We start from the raw sequence: 15,495 nt of genomic DNA on the forward strand, positions 1-15,495 counted from the left end.
GGGAGCACGATGCGGAAGAAGATCTGGCCGTGTCCGGCGCCGTCCACTCGTGCCGCTTCGATGACCTCGCCGGGGATCTCGGAGATGAAGTTGTGGAGCATGAAGATCGCGAGCGGGAGCGCGAAGATCGTGTGCGCGATCCACACCTTCGCGTAGGAGCCGTCCAACCCGTTCACCCCGAGGCCGGGGAGGATGTAGAGCCCTCCGATGCGCAGGCCGTCCGAGAACAGCTGCAGCAACGGCACGAGCGCCATCTGGATGGGGACGATCTGGAGCGAGAACACGAGGACGAAGAGCGTGTTGCGGCCCTTGAAGTCGATCCAGGCGAACGCGTAGGCGGCGAGGCTGGCGATCGTGATCGGGATCAGCGCCGCCGGCAGCGTGATGACCAGCGAGTTCACGAACGCCTTGCCCAGGGTCAGGCTGTCGCCGGAGTTGAGCGCGTTCGCGTAGTTGTCGAGGGTGAAGCCGGGGTTGGCGAAGATCGTCCACCAGCCGGTCGTCTTGATGTCGTTCGCGGGGCGGAACGACGAGATGAACAGGCCGAGGGTGGGGACGGTCCAGATGACGGCGATGATCAGCGCGGCGAGAGTGGCGCCGCGCGATGTCGTCGCCTTCTTGACCTTGCCGCTGGCCGCCTCGATCCTCGACTCGCCGCGGGCGAGCGCGCGCTCGGTGCTGCGGTCGACCGGAACCTGGATCGGAGTGGGCGTGACGCTCATCGGATCTCCCTCTGCTTGGCGAGCTGGCGGGCGTTGTAGACGACGATCGGGAGCACGAGCAGGAACAGGATGACCGCGAGGGCCGCGCTGTAGCCGCTGCGGGCGCCGAGCTGGAACTGGCGGACCATCTCGAACGCGAGGACCGTGGTGTCGGAGCGGCCACCGGTCATCGCCGAGACGATGTCGAAGACCTTCAGCGACGCGATCGAGATCGTCGTGAGGACGACCACGATCGAGGAGCGGATGCCGGGGACGGTGACGTTCCAGAAGGACTGCCACGCGCTGGTTCCGTCGAGCGAGGCCGCTTCGAGCTGCTCGGAGGGGACGCCCTTGATGGCGGCGGAGAGCACCGTCATGGCGAATCCGGCCTGGGTCCAGATGAGGACGACGACGAGGAACAGCGTGTTCCACGGCTCGAGTCCCAGCCAGTCGACCGGCGGGGCGCCGAAGGCGGTGAGGATGCCGTTGAGGAGGCCGATCTGCTCGCCCTGGCGCACGTCGTAGAAGAACTTGAAGATGATCGACGCGCCGACGAACGAGATCGCCATCGGCATGAAGACCAGCAGCTTGAAGAACTTCTCGCCGCGGCTCTTGTCGATGAAGACCGCGTAGGCGAGACCGATCGCGGTCGCCGTGATCGGGGCCAGGAGCACCCAGACCACCGTGTTGAGGAAGGCGGTGATGCCGTCGGGGCTGGTGAAGACCCAGACGAAGTTGTCGATGCCGGCGAATCCGGAGCCGTCGTTCTTCATGAACGCGTTGATGGCCGTCGTGATCGTCGGGTAGATCAGGCCGATGAGGATGAAGAAGGCGGCCGGTGCCATGAACGCGATGAGCTGGAGTCCGTAGCCCGCGCCTTTGCGGGACCGGAAGTCGAGCAGGAACAGCGCGCCGCCGATGACGGCGGCCACCACCGCGACCCAGAGGACGGAGTTGTAGAGGCCGAAGACCAGCAGGAGGACGACCGGCAGGACGACCGTCACCGCGAGCCGGAGGACCGTGTAGCCGGTGCCGCGGCGGGGCGCGATCTCGACGAAGAAGAGGATGAGCGCCACCACGGCCGCGAAGGCCAGGAGGATGAGCGGGATCTGCGCGAGCGGCGGGATTCCCGCCAGCCATTGGAAGAACCCCGAGATGGTGATGGGGGACATGGACGCCCTTTCGAGTGCGACTCTGGACTCAGGAGGGGCCCGGCCCCGGGATCCGTGGATTCGGGGGCCGGGCCGTCACAGCTGAGCCGCCACTCGGGAGCGGCGGCTCTGCTCCGCTGCTAGGAGGTGTAGCCGGCCTGGATCTCCTCGAGCGCCTGGTCGGTGCTCGTGCCGTCGATCCAGTCGACCATGCCCTTGAAGAAGCTGTCCGAGCCCACTGCCTTCGGCATGAGGTCGGACGCGTCGAAGCGGAACGTGGTGTCCGGGTTCTGGAGGATCGCGATGGAGTCCTTCAGGACGTCGCTGCCCGCGTTGGCCGGGTCGAGACCGGTGTTCGCGGAGATGACGCCGCCGAGGGAGACGCGGCTGTTGGCCCAGTCGGCGCTGGCCAGGTACTCCTGGACCTTCGCGGTGTCCTCGTCGTTCGAGAACGCGGCGACCATCTCGCCACCACCGGTGACGGCCTGGGCGTCGTCGGCCTTGACCGGCGGGGTGAGGAAGGCCCACACGTCGCCGTCCTCGGCCACGTTGGCGCCGGCCGAGGTCAGGAAGCCCTCGAAGAACGAGGCCTGGTGGGTCAGCGCGCAGGTGCCGTTCGCCATGTTCTGGGCGACGTCGCCGAAGGCGGTGGAGTTGATCGACTTCACGTCGCCGTAGCCGGCGTTGACGAGGGTCGGGTCGAGGAGGATCGATCCGACGGAGTCGAACGCGGACTTGATGGCCGGGTCGGTGAAGGGGGTGTCGCCCGCGACCCAGGAGTCGTAGACGTCGGGGCCGGCCTCGCGGAGGACGGCGTCCTCGATCCAGTCGGTTCCGGGCCAGCCGGAGGCCTCACCGGAGTTGAAGCCCGCGCACCAGGACGGTCCGCCGGTCTTCTCGGCGATCGTCTTGCCGAGCGCCTCCATCTCGTCCCACGTCGTGGGAACGGAGACGCCCCACTCCTTGAACTTGGCCGGGGAGTACCAGATGTAGCCCTTGACGGACGCCATCAGCGGCGCGCCGTACTGGGTGCCGTCGACCTGGCCGTACTTCTGCCAGTCCTCGGACCAGTTCTGCTTGACGTTGGCGAGGGCGCCCTCGGGGAGCTCCTGCACCTTGCCGGAGGCGACGGTGTCGGCGAGCAGACCCGGCTGCGGGAAGATCGCGAGGTCGGGGGTGTCGCCACCCTGGACCTTGATGCCGATCTGCTTCTCGAACTCCTTGTCGCCCGTGTACTTGATCTCGATGCCGCTCTCCTTCTCCCAGTCCGCCCAGGACTGCTCGAGAAGGGTGGCCTCGTCGCCGTTGATGGTGCCGTAGACGTTGACGACGCCGTCGGCGGTGCCGACCGTGCCGGCCGAGCTGCCGCCGCCGGCGTTCGGGTCGTTGGGGTCACTGCTGCTGGAGCAGCCCGCGAGTGCGATGCCGGCCGCTGCCAGAACGGCGACTGGGACGGTGATACGGCGGTGCAGGGATGACCGCATTCTTCCTCCTCATTGAGTGGTGGAACCAGCCGAGCAGGCCGCTCCTCGCCGATCGGGATCGGGAGGCTGTGGCGGCTCGAAGCGTGTGCCGCGACGACTCGGATGCTGGTGATGGCGATGCCAGGAGGAACTCCGAGCGGATCACCGGATTCGTGTGGGTGGGCTCCCACGGAGGGAAACCTTTCCACAAGAACGATGAAAGCACAACGCCGATGATAGAGCGCTCTCTGAGATAACGATTCGGCGTCAGAACAGCGATCGCGGGGCCGGGGCCGAGCGGAGATCGATCTCGGCGCGACGCCCGGCCGCCGGGCGGGGTATAACTTCCTGGAACCGTTTCCAGCATCGAGGCCGGACGGTCGGGAGGAACGCCGTGCCAGGCATCGAAGAGGTGGCCGAGCTCGCAGGAGTGTCGAAGGCGACGGTCTCGCGCGCGCTCAGCGGCCGGGGCTACGTCTCCGCGGGGACGAAGCAGCGCGTCGAGCGCGCCGCGACGAGCCTGGGCTACGTCGTCTCCGCCAACGCCTCCAGCCTCGTCACCGGCCGCAGCAACAACATCGCCGTGATCATCCCGATCATCAACCAGTGGTTCTTCGCCGGGATCATCGAGGGCATCGAGCGCGCCCTGCTCGCCGCCGGCTACGATCTGCTCCTCTACAACATCGACAAGCACCTCGACGCCCGCCGGAGCGTGTTCGAGTACTATCTCGTCCGCAAGCGCGTCGACGCGATCGTCGCCGTCACGCTCGAGATCTCGCCGCACGAGACGGAGGCGCTCCTCGCCCTGGGCAAGCCCATCGTCGGCATCGGCGGCGAGCTCCCCGGCATCCCCACCTTCAGCATCGACGACGTCGCCGCCTCCCGCCTCGCCACGGAGCACCTGCTCTCCCTCGGCCACGAGCGGGTCGTCCACATCGGCGGGCTCGCGGAGGAGGAGATGGACTTCCACGTCCACACGCAGCGCCGCGACGGCTTCCGCCAGGCGCTCGCGGCCGCCGGCCTCGAGCCGGGCGCGCAGGACATCGTGCCCACCACCTTCGACATCCCCGGCGGGCACAGCGCCGGACGGCAGGTCCTCGGCGACCCGCGAACCCGGCCGACGGCGATCTTCGCCGCCTCCGATGAGATCGCGATCGGGATCATCCTCGCGGCGCGCGAGCTCGGCCTCTCGGTGCCCGAGGACGTCTCCGTCATCGGGATCGACGACCACCCCCTCGCCGAGCTCTTCGGTCTCAGCTCGATCCGCCAGGACCCGCGCCAGCAGGGCGAGCTCGCAGTCGCGCTGGTGCTGGACGCGCTGGCCGCCCTCGGTCGCGGCGAGCCCCCTCCCCCGGCCCGCCACACGCTGATCCCCGCCTCGCTGGTGATCCGCACCAGCACCTCGGCGCCGCGGGGGGCGAGAATCGGAGCATGAGCGACTCCGACACCCCCACCGTCCGCGACGTCCCCGAGCGGTCCCGCTTCGTGATCGAGGTCGGCGGCACCCCGGCCGGCTTCGCCGCGTACACCCGTCAGGGCGACGAGGTGACGCTCACCCATACCGTCGTCGACGACGCGTGGGAGGGCCACGGCCTCGGGAGCATCCTCTCGCGGGCCGCGGTCACCGCGATCACGGAGGCGGGCGGCACGGTCGTCCCGCGCTGCCCCTTCGTCGCGGCCTGGCTGCGCAAGCACCCCGACGTCGACGCCCGGGTCCGCTGGCCCGAGGACTGACTCACTCCGGGGGCGTCCTGCTCCCGATCTCCTGGAGCGCCCAGGTGTTGCCGTCCGGATCGGCGAAGTACGCGTACTGCACGCCGCCCAGGTCCTGGACCTCGCTGATCTCGAGCGAGCGGCCGACGAGCTCCGCGCGAGCGGCGGCGATGTCGTCGACGACGAGGTGGAGGGAGCGGACGACGCCCTCCTCCGGACCGGGGCCCATCCCGCTGCCGACCACGATCGAGCAGGCCGAGCCGGGCGGGGTGAGCTGGACCACGCGCATCGCGGCGGAGGGCCGCACGTCGTGGTCGAGGTGGAAGCCCATCACCTCCGTGTAGAAGGCGACCGCGCGGTCGACGTCGCCGACGGGGAGGGGGACGAGCTCGAGTCGCATCTGCACGCGACCAGTGTGCCGCGCGGCGGAACCGCGCGGGAGGGGTCAGTCGCGCGGGCCGACGACGAGGCGCTCGTGCATGATCTCGACGGCGCGCTCGAGGACGCGGCGGTCCTCGAGGGTGAGATCGGCGAAGATCGGCGTCAGCGCGTCGCCGAGGTCGGTCCGCCAGGCGTTCAGCGCGTCCGCGCCGGCGGGAGCCAGGCGGATCTGCCAAGCGCGCGCGTCGAGGGGATCGGCGATGCGGTCCAGCCAGCCGGTCTCGACGAGGTTCTTCACGATCTTGGTCATCGTGGGCTGCGAGACGCGGCTCTGGGAGGCGAGCTCCCCCAGGCGCATCGGGCCCATCGAGAGGAGCACCGAGAGCGTGCGCCAGACGGCCTGCGACTCCTGGTTGCCGGTCGCCTGGGCGGCGAGGCGGGTGATCCGGTGCGTCACCGAGACGAAGTCGCTCAGGAGCTCGCTGAGCGAGACCTCGCTGGGCGGGACGTCGCGGGCGGGGAGCCCGGCGAGCAGATCGTGAGCAGTCACGCTCCGATCCTAGGGGCGCGGGCCTCCGTCGGCCGGGAACGACGAAGGGCGCCGCCTCCGAGGAGACGACGCCCTGCGTCTGCAGGCGTGCCTGCGTCACCCTGACGAGCGACCGGCCGGAGCCGGCACCCGCGACGGGTGAGGGGGATTACTTGACGGTGACGGTCGCGCCGGCGCCCTCGAGCTGAGCCTTGGCCTTCTCGGCGGTCTCCTTGTTGACGGCCTCGAGGACCGCCTTGGGGGCACCGTCGACGAGCGCCTTCGCCTCACCGAGGCCGAGGCTGGTGAGGGCGCGCACCTCCTTGATGACCTGGATCTTCTTCTCGCCGGCGGCCTCGAGCACGACGTCGAACTCGGTCTGCTCCTCGACCTCTTCGGCGGGGGCGGCCGGGCCGGCCACACCGGCGGCGGCGACGGGCGCCGCAGCGGTGACCTCGAAGACCTCTTCGAACTTCTTGACGAACTCCGAGAGCTCGATGAGCGTGAGCTCCTTGAAGGCCTCGATGAGCTCGTCCTGCGTGAGCTTTGCCATGATTTTTCTCCTTGTTTTTCTTTGTCTACGAACCGCGCGCGCACTGCTTCCCGGAAGGGGAAGACGTCAGCTCGCGGACTCCTGCTTCTCGCGCAGCGCCTCGACCGTGCGAACGGCCTTCGAGAGCGGAGCGTTGAACAGATATGCGGCGCCGAACAGCGAGGCCTTGAAGGCGCCGGCGAGCTTGCCGAGCAGAACTTCGCGGGACTCGAGGTCGGCGAGCTTGCCCACCTCTTCTGCGGTCAGCGGGTTACCGTCGAAGTAACCGCCCTTGACCACGAGGAGAGGGTTTGCCTTGGCGAAGGCACGCAGCGACTTCGCGACGGCGACAGGGTCGCCGTGCACGAACGCGATGGCCGAGGGGCCAGCGAGCTCGTCGTCGAAGGACGAGATACCGGCGTTGTTCGCCGCGATCTTGGTCAGCGTGTTCTTCACCACGGCGTAGGTTGCGTGCTCACTGATGTCCTTGCGCAGCGTCTTGAGCTGAGCAACAGTGAGACCGCGGTACTCGGTCAGCAGAACGGCCGTCGAGCTCTGGAACTTCTCCGTGAGTTCGGCAACCGAGGCTTCCTTGTTCGCCATGGCTACTCCTGTGAATTCTCGTGCCGGTAGCCCGAAGGCAGGCAAAGAAAAAAGCTCCGGCACAGGGGCGCGGAGCTTCGGGATCGCGGTGAGGCGGAACTGAACTCGTGCACCTGCGCGGGCAATTCGCTTCGCGAATCCTTCGTCCGGTGGCGATCCGCGGGGCCGGGGCCCTGCTCGTGCGCACACCGGAAACCGGCGGTCTTTGGCTTCGGGAAGCGTACGTCATCGCGGCGCGCGGGCGCAAGTCGAGGAGGAGGGTCCTCGCGCGGGATGCTGGAGGCATGACCGGCCCGACCCCCGACTCCGCCCGCGACGTCGACTCCGCGATCGCCTCGGTGGAGGGCGAGCTCAGCACCCTCTTCAACCGTGTGCGGGCGGCGATGCGCTCCTACGCAGAGCGTCTCCACCCGGAGCTGACGCCACTGGGCTACAAGACGATCTCGGCGCTCGAGCGCCGCGGACCCGTGCACTCGGGCGTGCTGGCCGAGCTCCTCGAGATGGACAAGTCGGCGCTCAGCCGCCAGATCACGGCGCTCGACCGCCTCGGCTTCCTCGAGCGCACCCCCGACCCGCAGGACGGCCGCGCCACGATCCTCTCGGTGACTCCGGCGACCGCCGCGCGGCTGCGCGAGATCCGCAGCTCGAACCAGGCGCTGATGCACGAGGAGCTGCGCAGCTGGGCGCTCGCCGACGTCGAGCTCTTCGCCTCTCTCCTGCACAGGATCAACGACCTTGACATCTGACGCTTAGCACCCCGTCCGTTCGGGGACAATCGCCGGACGCCGCCCGCTCGACTGCGTAGTTTCGGAGGCGATGGACCAGCACTCCTCCTCTCTCCTCCCCCACGACGTCGACGGCGCGCTCGGCTTCGCGCGCGGTCTGAGCGCCGACGCGCCCCGGCCCGGCACCGGTCGCACCGCCGAGCTGCACGGTCTCCTCGAGCGCCTGGCTCGGCACGACCTCGGCGTCGCGCGCGCGGTGGAGCCGCACCTCGACGCTCTCGCGATCCTCGGCGAGGCGGAGCTCGACCCGTCCGGACTCGGAGTCGCCGCCGACGCCGCCTGGGGGGTCTTCGCGGCCGAGGGCGGCGGGGATCCTCTGGTCGCGCGCGAGAGCGACGGCGACTGGCTGCTCGACGGAGTGAAGCCCTGGTGCTCGCTGGCCGACCGCCTCGACGCCGCCCTCGTCACCGCCCACGTCGGCGACGCCTCCGGCGAGCGCCGCCTCTTCGCCGTGGCGCTGCGCGACGGGTCGGCGACGCCGGAGCAGGACGCCTGGCACGCGCGGGGCCTGACGGAGGTGCCCAGCGGACCGGTCCGCTTCTCCGGCACCCGCGCCGTCCCCGTGGGGGACGCCGGCTGGTACCTCTCGCGGCCCGGCTTCGCCTGGGGCGGCATCGGCGTCGCCGCCTGCTGGCACGGCGGAGCCCTCGGAGTCGCGGCTGCCGTCGCGGCAGCGGCAGCCCGACGCGAAGACCCGCACCTCCTGGCCCACCTCGGAGCGATCGACACGGCGCTCTCCGCGTCGCGCCGGGCGCTGGACGAGGCCGCCGCGGCGGTCGACGCGGGCGAGGCCGACGGCCCCCGCGGCTCACTGCTCGCCAAGCGCGTGCGGGCGAGCGTCGCCGGAGCGGTCGAGGAGATCCTGCTCCGCGCCGGCCGCGCGCTCGGCCCGGCTCCGCTCGCCCTCGACGCCGAGCACGCCAAGCGCGTCGCCGACCTCGCGCTCTACGTCCGCCAGCACCACGCCGAGCGCGACGACGCCGCTCTCGGCCGCGCCGTGCTCGCCTCGGGCGAGGCGGCCTCCTGGTGAGCCGGCCCTTCGACGGGCGCCTCGAGGGCACTCCTCTCGAGCGCTGGACCGCGGACGGCCGCCGCGACCGCCTCCCGGAGCTGACCCTGCCCGACGGGATCCGGCGCGTCCTGGTGGTCGTGGCGCACGCCGACGACGAGACCCTCGGCTGCGGCGGCACCATCGCGCTCGCGCGTCGGCGCGGGATCGCGGTCGACGTCGTCGTCGTGACCGACGGAGCCGCGGCCCACGGGGAGCGGGACGCGGACCTCGCTGCCGAGCGCCGGCGGGAGGCCTCGGACGCCCTGGCGGAGCTCGGCCCCGGCATCGGGCTCGCCTTCCTCGACGTGCCGGACTCGGCGACCCCGGAGCACCACGAGCGCATCGCACGCGAGGTGCGCGAGCGGGCGGCCGGCGCCCCCGGGACCGTCCTGCTCCTCTCCACCTGGACCGGGGACGGGCACCGGGACCACCGCGTGGTCGGCGAGATCTGCGCGGAGGTCGCGCGCGAGCGCGGGCAGCCGCTGCTCGCCGCGCCGATCTGGCTGTGGCACTGGGCGGTCCCGGAGGACCCCGAGGTGCCGTGGGGCGACCTCGTGCGCCTGCCGCTCGACGACGAGCTGCTCGAGCGCACCCGCCGTGCCCGCTCCCGCTATCCCAGCCAGACCCACCCCGGGCCCGACGGGACCGGTCCGGTGCTCCATCCGCTCTTCCTGCGCTCCTTCACCGGGGACGACCGGCTGGTGAGGATCGCATGAGCTACTTCGACGAGCTGTACGCCCGCCACGAGGACCCGTGGGGGTACACGAGCCGCTGGTACGAGCAGCGCAAGCGCGCCCTGACCCTCGCGAGCCTGCCGGAGCAGCGCTACGGCTCCGTGCTGGAGATCGGCGCCTCGATCGGCGTGCTGGCCGAGGCGCTGGCCGACCGGGCCGACCGCCTGCTGGCGATCGACGTGTCGAGCGCCGCCGTCGAGCGCGCCGCCCGCCGCCTCGCTCCGCTCGAGCACGTGCGGGTCGAGCACCACGACATCACCCGCGGCGTGCCGGAGGGTCCGTTCGACCTGGTCGTGCTCTCGGAGGTCGGCTACTACCTCGGCGACGCCCTCCCCGGCGTGCTGCGCACCATCCGCGACGCCCTCGCCCCCGCGGGGGAGCTCGTCACCGTGCACTGGCGGCATCCGATCGAGGGGCTCGCTCTGGACGGCGACGCCGTGCAGTCCGCTGTGGCGGAGCTGGGCCTGCACCGCCTCGCCCGCCACGAGGAGGAGGACGTCCTGCTCGAGGTCCACGCCCGCGACTCCCGCTCGGTCGCCCGCCGGACGGGGCTGGTGTGAGCCGGCTCGCGCAGGTGCTGGTCGTCGTCCCGGCCCTCGACGAGGAGGAGCGGATCGGCGGCCTGATCGCCTCCGTCCGGGCGAGCGCGACCCACCTCGCCCATCGGGCGCCCGGAATCGGGATGCGCCTCGTGGTCGCCGCGGACGGCTGCTCCGACGCGACCGTCGAGCGGGCCCGTGCCGCCGGCGCCGAGGTGCTGGAGCTCGCCCGCTGCGGAGTCGGCGCCGCCCGCTCCGCCGGGATCGCGCACGCCCTCTCCTCCGTCGCTGCTCCGCTCGAGCAGGTGTGGATCGCCAACACCGACGCCGACACCGTGGTCCCCCGCGACTGGCTGGCCGCCCACGTCGAGCACTCCCGACGGCACGACGCGCTGCTCGGCACGGTCCGGCCCGACCCGGCCGACCTCTCCCCCGGTGCCTACTCGCGCTGGCGAGACGTCCGCGCGCGGGAGGAGTCGATCGGCAGCATCCACGGCGCGAACCTCGGCGTCCGCGCGAGCGCATACCTCGCGGCGGGCGGCTTCGGCCGGGAGCCGCTGCACGAGGACGTCCTGCTCGTCGAGCGGCTGCGCGCGAGCGGCGCCCGGGTCGGAGCGACGGACCGCGGCGAGGTGGTCACCTCCGGCCGCCGCGACAACCGGGTCGAGGGCGGCTACGGCCACTACCTCCACGCTCGCTTCCCGTCCGAGACGTCTCCGGCCTGCGGCTGAATCGGGTACACGCGCACGCGGAACACGATGCGAGGGGTCCCTGTCAATGGTCGGGCCGTGGTTTGTCACGGATTGCGCAGGAGAGTCAAATGGGTGTCGAGCACGACCCGGTGCTCTCCGATGGAAGGGTCACCGCATGAATCCCCGCCTCGTCCTGCTGGCACTGGTCGCCTTCACCGCCTACGTGTTCGGCTCCCGCGCCGGCCGTGGCCGCTACGAAGAGCTGCGCCACCTCGCACTCGGCGTGTGGAACGACCCGGCCACGAAGAAGACCCGCAAGAAGCTCAAGAAGACCTCCAAGCGCGAGGCCAAGCAGCTCACCGCCATCGCGAGCAAGGCCCGCGACAAGGTGCAGCGCCGCCTCCGCTGACCCCCGCTTCCACGACTCACCGGACACCGGCCCGCCGGTGTCTCCGCTCGCATCGGAACGGCCGATCGAGCACGAACTGAAGGAGAAACATCATGGGCATCATCAGCTGGATCATCCTCGGCCTCATCGCCGGGGCGCTCGCCAAGCTCATCCTCCCGGGCAAGCAGGGCGGCGGATGGATCATCACGATCGTCCTCGGCATCGTGGGCGCGCTGCTCGGCGGCTTCCTCAGCACGCTGTTCGGCATCCAGGACGCCGTCAACGGCATCAACATCGTGAGCATCATCGTCTCCGTCGTCGGCGCGATCGTCGTCCTCCTCATCTACGGCGCGATCGTCGGCCGCAAGTCCCGCGCGTAAGTCGCGCTCCCCGAAGGCCCCCGGCATCCGTGCCGGGGGCCTTCGGCGTTCCCGGAGCGGGCGCACCTCTGCTCAGGGGATCCGACTCCTCCTCCGCGGGGAAGCTGGATGTCCGCCGAGCGCGCAAGGGGTTGATGCTGAGAGCCGCAGACGATGGACTGGAGGCACGACGGCGCGGCTCCACTGCGCCCTCGCCCCGACGAAAGGACGTACTCGCTCATGAGCGACGACACCGCAACGGTCCCCACGATCACCCTGAACAACGGCGTGGAGATCCCGCAGCTGGGCTTCGGCGTGTTCCAGATCGACCCGGCCGAGACCAAGGACGCGACCCTGGCGGCCCTCGAGGTCGGCTACCGCCACATCGACACCGCCGAGATGTACGGCAACGAGGCGGGCGTCGGCGAGGCCGTCCGCGCCTCCGGCCTCGACCGCTCCGAGGTCTTCGTGACCAGCAAGCTCAACAACGGCTTCCACGCCCGCGAGGACGCTCTCGCCGCGATCGACGTCACCCTCGGCGAGCTGCAGTTCGACTACGTCGACCTCTTCCTCATCCACTGGCCGCTCCCGAACGTGGGCGACTACCTGGAGACCTGGAAGGCGATGGAGGAGATCTACCGCAGCGGCAAGGCGAAGGCGATCGGCGTCTCCAACTTCCAGACCAACCACCTCAACCGGCTCCGCGCCGAGGCGACCATCGTCCCGGCCGTGAACCAGATCGAGGTGCACCCCTACCTCGTGCAGCAGGAGCTCCGCGCCTACGGCACCGAGCACGGCATCGCGACCGAGGCCTGGTCGCCGATCGCGCAGGGCCTCGTCCTCGACGACGACACCATCACCCGCATCGCGCGCAACGTCGACCGCAGCCCGGCGCAGGTCGTGCTCCGCTGGCACATCCAGCGCGGCGACATCGTCTTCCCGAAGTCGGTCACCCGCAAGCGCGTGGAGGAGAACTTCGCCCTCTTCGACTTCGAGCTCGACGACGAGGCGATGACCGACATCACGGCGCTCGACCGCGGCCACCGCACCGGCCCCGACCCCGACACCTTCAACTACATCCCGAGCTGATCCTCGGATCCACGGAGCGCGCCCGGCCTGCAGTCGTCCTGCGGACCGGGCGCGCTCGTGCGTGGGGCGGCGAGCCGAGCCGCGCACGAACAGGGCGGGTCTCGAGACGCCGCGCTGCCGCTCCTCGACCGGCACGGTCACGGGCCGACCGCACCCCTGCTGATCGAGGAGCGGGCGCAGCCCGCGTATCGGGATCCACCCCACCGACGAACAGCGCGGATCCCGATGCGCCGGGCCCGCGGGTCAGCCCTGCTGCGAGTCGCGCCAGGAGTGCTCGGGGGCGTAGCCGAGGACCTCGCGGGCGTGGTCGATCGAGAGCAGGGTGCCGGTTGTCCCGAGGTCGCCGCGCAGCTCGACGCCGGGGAACACCTCGGCCACCAGCTCGGCGTTAGGGCGCGTCATCACGGTGTCGGCCGCGGCGATGATGAAGCGGTCGAACCCGGTCGTCTCGGCGAGCAGCGCCTTCTCGACCGCCTGCGCTCCGTCGCGTCCGTCGATGTAGCCCCAGAGGTTCCACTTGCGCAGCAGCGCGTCGGAGTCGAACGACGGGAACTCGGCGTAGTCGACCTCGTCCATGACGTTCGAGAAGCGCAGGCCCGTGATCTTCAGGTCCGGGTGCCAGCGGCACAGCTCGATCGCCATCTGCTCCTCGAGGTGCTTGGTGAGCGAGTAGACCGACTCCGGGCGCGCCGGGTACTGCTCGTCGACCGGGATGTAGGGCGGCGGGACGTCGAAGGGCAGGCCCAGCACGGTCTCGCTGGAGGCGTAGACGACGTTGCGGATGCCGGCACGGATCGCTCCGTGGAACGCGTTGAACGTCGCGATCATGTTGTTGTGGAACGTGGCGACGTCGGGCACGAGGCCCGGCGCGGGGATCGCGGCGAGGTGCACGAGCGCGTCGATGCCCTCGTACTGGTCGTTCACCGACTGCAGCGCGTCCACGACCTGGCCGTAGTCGGCGATGTCGATGCGGACGAAGCCCGCGCCGCGGTCCCCCGCACGGTCCAGATTGAAGACCTCGTGCCCGGAAGCGCGGAGGCGGGTGACGACGTGGCGGCCGAGCTTGCCGGATCCACCGGTGACTGCGATTCTCATGCTCGAACGCTAACGGGCCTGAGCGACGAGGGATGAGGGTTGCGGATCAGCTCCGGGCATGGAGCGAGATCGCGCCGCCGACCTCGGGCGTCGTCTCGTCGGCGACGAGCTCCGTCCAGCGGCGGAGCACGGCGGCGCCGGCCACGTCGTTCACGGCTCCGTCGACGACGAGGACCGGGTAGGGCTTCTCGGGCACGCCCTCCGCGGGCCGCACGTCGACGTGGGCGACGTCGTAGGCATGCTCGAACAGCCAGTCGGCCATCGCGTAGTCGCTCCGGGAGTCGCCGACCGTGCGCCAGCGCTGCGGGATCGCGCCCGTCGCTCCGAGCAGCTCCACGGCGCGCTGGGCGCCGAGGTCCTTGCCGAGCCGGTTCGACTCGATGTCGGTCGAGATGACGGTCGGGTCGATGCGGAAGTCGACCGTCCCCTCCTCGTTCGGATACCGGATGCCGCGTCGCTCGACCCCGAGGCCCGCGGCGGTCATGATCTGCAGGGCGTCGGCATCGAAGACGAGCTGGCGCTCGAGGTAGTCCTCGCTCGGCAGGTCGACCAGCTGCTCGGCGGACACCATCGCGCGCTTGGTCTCGTCGAAGAAGACCAGGTCGTCGTAGTCGGAGCGGATCATCCGCTCGAGGTCGCGGGCCACCGGCTCGGGGATCGCGAGCGACTCGTCGACGATCGGCTCCGAGGTGCCGCGGTAGTCGACGGTGAACCAGACGGCGCCCTTCTCGCAGACGCAGACGATGCGGGCCTCGCCCGAGACGCCTCGCTCGAGGAGCGCGGGCAGGACCCGCTCGCGCAGGAACGCGTCGGAGCGGCCCGTGTTGAACACGATCGGGATGCCGGCGTTGGCCAGGGCGACGAGGTCGTCGGCGATCTCGGGGATCGAGATCGTGCGCGTGACGGGGCTCGCGATGGGCCCGTCGACGTCGAGAAGCAGGCCGAGCGGAGGGGGTGTGGAGGTCATCGTGTCCCATTCTGCCGTGCCGGGGCCGCTCGACGCCTCCGTGACCGCCTCCGCGCGGGCGGAGCGGTTCAGGAGGCGGGGACGACGAGGGTGCGCTGGGCGGTGGTGCCGTCGGGGGCGAGGACGGCGAGGGTGATCAGGGTCTCGGAGTCGCGGCAGTCGGCGGTGACGGCGGCGGAGCCGGACGCCGCGAGGTCGACGGGCTCGCCCGCGCTCGCGTCGGTGGTGCCGACGGCCAGGCGGGCGGTGGCGCCTCCGCTCGTCTCCCACGACAGGGCGAGCGGGACGGAGGCGGTGCGGTCGCCCTCGCAGTCGACGGAGGCGGGGGTGGAGGCGAAGGAGACGATCGCCCGAGGAGCATCGGATCCGGTGCCCGGCTCGGTGTCTGACGGTGCGGCGGAGGCCGTCGATGCGGGGGCGGCGGCGCCGTCGGTCGCCTCCGCGGAGCCGGGAGCGGCGGACGTCGCCGGAGCGCTCCCGGACGGCGCCGAGGACGGGCCCGCGGACGCCGTGGCTGCGCCGGGCGCTTGCCCGCCGGCGGGCCGGACGAGCAGCACGATCGCGAGGACGACGGCGACGAGTCCGAGGGCGGCGAGGACGATCCCGGTGGTGCGGGCGGAACGGGACGGCATCGGTCCTCCTGGGACGGGACGGGACTGGACGGGCGGAAGAGACGGGCGGAAGAGACGGGGCGGGGCAGGGGGCGCGGGGCCGGACAGACGC

20 protein-coding genes are annotated in these 15,495 nt (G+C 71.0%); 10 read left to right on the top strand and 10 right to left on the bottom strand.

Annotated elements, in window-relative coordinates:
- The 3 genes from C5C82_RS15705 to C5C82_RS15715 form a co-directional block, all read right to left on the bottom strand.
- Positions 1-722 (bottom strand): carbohydrate ABC transporter permease (locus tag C5C82_RS15705; RefSeq protein WP_104355336.1); only part of this gene is annotated, 722 nt, incomplete at its 3' end.
- Positions 719-1,873, bottom strand: a complete 1,155-nt coding sequence (locus tag C5C82_RS15710) for a carbohydrate ABC transporter permease (protein ID WP_181027270.1) — start codon at positions 1,871-1,873, stop codon at positions 719-721. The genes C5C82_RS15705 and C5C82_RS15710, both read right to left, overlap by 4 nt.
- Positions 1,874-1,992: 119 nt before the next feature.
- Entirely contained in the window at positions 1,993-3,336 is a 1,344-nt protein-coding gene (locus tag C5C82_RS15715) for an ABC transporter substrate-binding protein (protein WP_104227181.1), read from the bottom strand.
- Positions 3,337-3,709: 373 nt separating this feature from the next.
- Here C5C82_RS15715 and C5C82_RS15720 point away from each other — a divergent pair, with 373 nt between their 5' ends.
- Positions 3,710-4,750: a LacI family DNA-binding transcriptional regulator gene (locus tag C5C82_RS15720; RefSeq protein WP_104224337.1), complete on the top strand. Its 1,041-nt coding sequence runs from the start codon at positions 3,710-3,712 to the stop codon at positions 4,748-4,750.
- On the top strand, positions 4,747-5,049 hold the full coding sequence (locus C5C82_RS15725) for a GNAT family N-acetyltransferase (protein ID WP_104273430.1): 303 nt from the start codon (positions 4,747-4,749) through the stop codon (positions 5,047-5,049). Before C5C82_RS15720 ends, C5C82_RS15725 begins: the two co-directional genes overlap by 4 nt.
- Before the next feature lies 1 nt (position 5,050).
- Here the strand turns inward: C5C82_RS15725 and C5C82_RS15730 are convergent, their stop codons facing one another.
- The 4 genes from C5C82_RS15730 to rplJ all read right to left on the bottom strand — a co-directional run bounded on the left by C5C82_RS15730 (position 5,051) and on the right by rplJ (position 7,073).
- Positions 5,051-5,434, bottom strand: coding sequence for a VOC family protein (locus tag C5C82_RS15730; protein WP_181027271.1), 384 nt, complete (start codon positions 5,432-5,434; stop codon positions 5,051-5,053).
- A gap of 39 nt (positions 5,435-5,473) precedes the next feature.
- Positions 5,474-5,959: a MarR family winged helix-turn-helix transcriptional regulator gene (locus C5C82_RS15735; protein ID WP_258059518.1), complete on the bottom strand. Its 486-nt coding sequence runs from the start codon at positions 5,957-5,959 to the stop codon at positions 5,474-5,476.
- 148 nt (positions 5,960-6,107) lie between these two features.
- Positions 6,108-6,491 carry a 50S ribosomal protein L7/L12 gene (gene rplL / locus C5C82_RS15740; protein ID WP_104224335.1) on the bottom strand — a complete coding sequence of 128 codons (384 nt, stop codon included), beginning with the start codon at positions 6,489-6,491 and terminating at the stop codon, positions 6,108-6,110.
- A gap of 66 nt (positions 6,492-6,557) precedes the next feature.
- Positions 6,558-7,073, bottom strand: coding sequence for a 50S ribosomal protein L10 (gene rplJ / locus C5C82_RS15745; RefSeq protein ID WP_055791018.1), 516 nt, complete (start codon positions 7,071-7,073; stop codon positions 6,558-6,560).
- Positions 7,074-7,357: 284 nt separating this feature from the next.
- Between rplJ and C5C82_RS15750 the strand changes: the two genes are divergently transcribed.
- The 8 genes from C5C82_RS15750 to C5C82_RS15785 all read left to right on the top strand — a co-directional run bounded on the left by C5C82_RS15750 (position 7,358) and on the right by C5C82_RS15785 (position 12,710).
- Positions 7,358-7,819 carry a MarR family winged helix-turn-helix transcriptional regulator gene (locus C5C82_RS15750; RefSeq protein WP_104224334.1) on the top strand — a complete coding sequence of 154 codons (462 nt, stop codon included), beginning with the start codon at positions 7,358-7,360 and terminating at the stop codon, positions 7,817-7,819.
- Between the two features lie 70 nt (positions 7,820-7,889).
- A complete protein-coding gene (locus C5C82_RS15755; RefSeq protein ID WP_219812390.1) occupies positions 7,890-8,888 on the top strand; it encodes an acyl-CoA dehydrogenase in 999 nt (332 codons plus the stop codon).
- Positions 8,885-9,625 carry a PIG-L deacetylase family protein gene (locus C5C82_RS15760; protein ID WP_181134463.1) on the top strand — a complete coding sequence of 247 codons (741 nt, stop codon included), beginning with the start codon at positions 8,885-8,887 and terminating at the stop codon, positions 9,623-9,625. The genes C5C82_RS15755 and C5C82_RS15760 overlap by 4 nt, the downstream gene beginning before the upstream one ends.
- Positions 9,622-10,203, top strand: coding sequence for a class I SAM-dependent methyltransferase (locus C5C82_RS15765; protein ID WP_104234596.1), 582 nt, complete (start codon positions 9,622-9,624; stop codon positions 10,201-10,203). Before C5C82_RS15760 ends, C5C82_RS15765 begins: the two co-directional genes overlap by 4 nt.
- Positions 10,200-10,913 carry a glycosyltransferase family 2 protein gene (locus C5C82_RS15770; protein ID WP_104234597.1) on the top strand — a complete coding sequence of 238 codons (714 nt, stop codon included), beginning with the start codon at positions 10,200-10,202 and terminating at the stop codon, positions 10,911-10,913. Before C5C82_RS15765 ends, C5C82_RS15770 begins: the two co-directional genes overlap by 4 nt.
- Before the next feature lie 136 nt (positions 10,914-11,049).
- Positions 11,050-11,283, top strand: a complete 234-nt coding sequence (locus tag C5C82_RS15775) for a hypothetical protein (protein WP_104227476.1) — start codon at positions 11,050-11,052, stop codon at positions 11,281-11,283.
- Between the two features lie 92 nt (positions 11,284-11,375).
- On the top strand, positions 11,376-11,642 hold the full coding sequence (locus tag C5C82_RS15780; RefSeq protein WP_104224330.1) for a GlsB/YeaQ/YmgE family stress response membrane protein: 267 nt from the start codon (positions 11,376-11,378) through the stop codon (positions 11,640-11,642).
- 219 nt (positions 11,643-11,861) lie between these two features.
- A complete protein-coding gene (locus C5C82_RS15785; protein WP_104248244.1) occupies positions 11,862-12,710 on the top strand; it encodes an aldo/keto reductase in 849 nt (282 codons plus the stop codon).
- Positions 12,711-12,953: 243 nt separating this feature from the next.
- Here C5C82_RS15785 and C5C82_RS15790 read toward each other — a convergent pair whose 3' ends face one another.
- From C5C82_RS15790 to C5C82_RS15800, 3 genes are all read right to left on the bottom strand, one after another.
- Positions 12,954-13,805: an NAD(P)-dependent oxidoreductase gene (locus C5C82_RS15790; RefSeq protein WP_104224328.1), complete on the bottom strand. Its 852-nt coding sequence runs from the start codon at positions 13,803-13,805 to the stop codon at positions 12,954-12,956.
- Positions 13,806-13,851: 46 nt separating this feature from the next.
- Positions 13,852-14,772 carry a hypothetical protein gene (locus tag C5C82_RS15795; protein WP_104355337.1) on the bottom strand — a complete coding sequence of 307 codons (921 nt, stop codon included), beginning with the start codon at positions 14,770-14,772 and terminating at the stop codon, positions 13,852-13,854.
- 68 nt (positions 14,773-14,840) lie between these two features.
- Entirely contained in the window at positions 14,841-15,404 is a 564-nt protein-coding gene (locus tag C5C82_RS15800) for a hypothetical protein (RefSeq protein WP_104355338.1), read from the bottom strand.
- Positions 15,405-15,495: the final 91 nt, after the last annotated feature.

Origin of the sequence: Rathayibacter sp. AY1D5 (assembly GCF_002932515.1) — a bacterium.
In the GTDB taxonomy this organism is placed as follows: Bacteria; Actinomycetota; Actinomycetes; order Actinomycetales; family Microbacteriaceae; genus Rathayibacter.

Bases quoted from the DNA above. Each gene is read 5' to 3' on its own strand.
- C5C82_RS15710 (WP_181027270.1), bottom strand. From the start codon at position 1,873: ATGTCCCCCATCACCATCTCGGGGTTCTTCCAATGGCTGGCGGGAATC.
- C5C82_RS15725 (WP_104273430.1), top strand. From the start codon at position 4,747: ATGAGCGACTCCGACACCCCCACCGTCCGCGACGTCCCCGAGCGGTCC.
- C5C82_RS15785 (WP_104248244.1), top strand. From the start codon at position 11,862: ATGAGCGACGACACCGCAACGGTCCCCACGATCACCCTGAACAACGGC.
- C5C82_RS15750 (WP_104224334.1), top strand. From the start codon at position 7,358: ATGACCGGCCCGACCCCCGACTCCGCCCGCGACGTCGACTCCGCGATC.
- rplJ (WP_055791018.1), bottom strand. From the start codon at position 7,073: ATGGCGAACAAGGAAGCCTCGGTTGCCGAACTCACGGAGAAGTTCCAG.
- C5C82_RS15795 (WP_104355337.1), bottom strand. From the start codon at position 14,772: ATGACCTCCACACCCCCTCCGCTCGGCCTGCTTCTCGACGTCGACGGG.
- C5C82_RS15780 (WP_104224330.1), top strand. From the start codon at position 11,376: ATGGGCATCATCAGCTGGATCATCCTCGGCCTCATCGCCGGGGCGCTC.
- C5C82_RS15755 (WP_219812390.1), top strand. From the start codon at position 7,890: ATGGACCAGCACTCCTCCTCTCTCCTCCCCCACGACGTCGACGGCGCG.
- rplL (WP_104224335.1), bottom strand. From the start codon at position 6,491: ATGGCAAAGCTCACGCAGGACGAGCTCATCGAGGCCTTCAAGGAGCTC.
- C5C82_RS15715 (WP_104227181.1), bottom strand. From the start codon at position 3,336: ATGCGGTCATCCCTGCACCGCCGTATCACCGTCCCAGTCGCCGTTCTG.
- C5C82_RS15765 (WP_104234596.1), top strand. From the start codon at position 9,622: ATGAGCTACTTCGACGAGCTGTACGCCCGCCACGAGGACCCGTGGGGG.
- C5C82_RS15775 (WP_104227476.1), top strand. From the start codon at position 11,050: ATGAATCCCCGCCTCGTCCTGCTGGCACTGGTCGCCTTCACCGCCTAC.
- C5C82_RS15790 (WP_104224328.1), bottom strand. From the start codon at position 13,805: ATGAGAATCGCAGTCACCGGTGGATCCGGCAAGCTCGGCCGCCACGTC.
- C5C82_RS15800 (WP_104355338.1), bottom strand. From the start codon at position 15,404: ATGCCGTCCCGTTCCGCCCGCACCACCGGGATCGTCCTCGCCGCCCTC.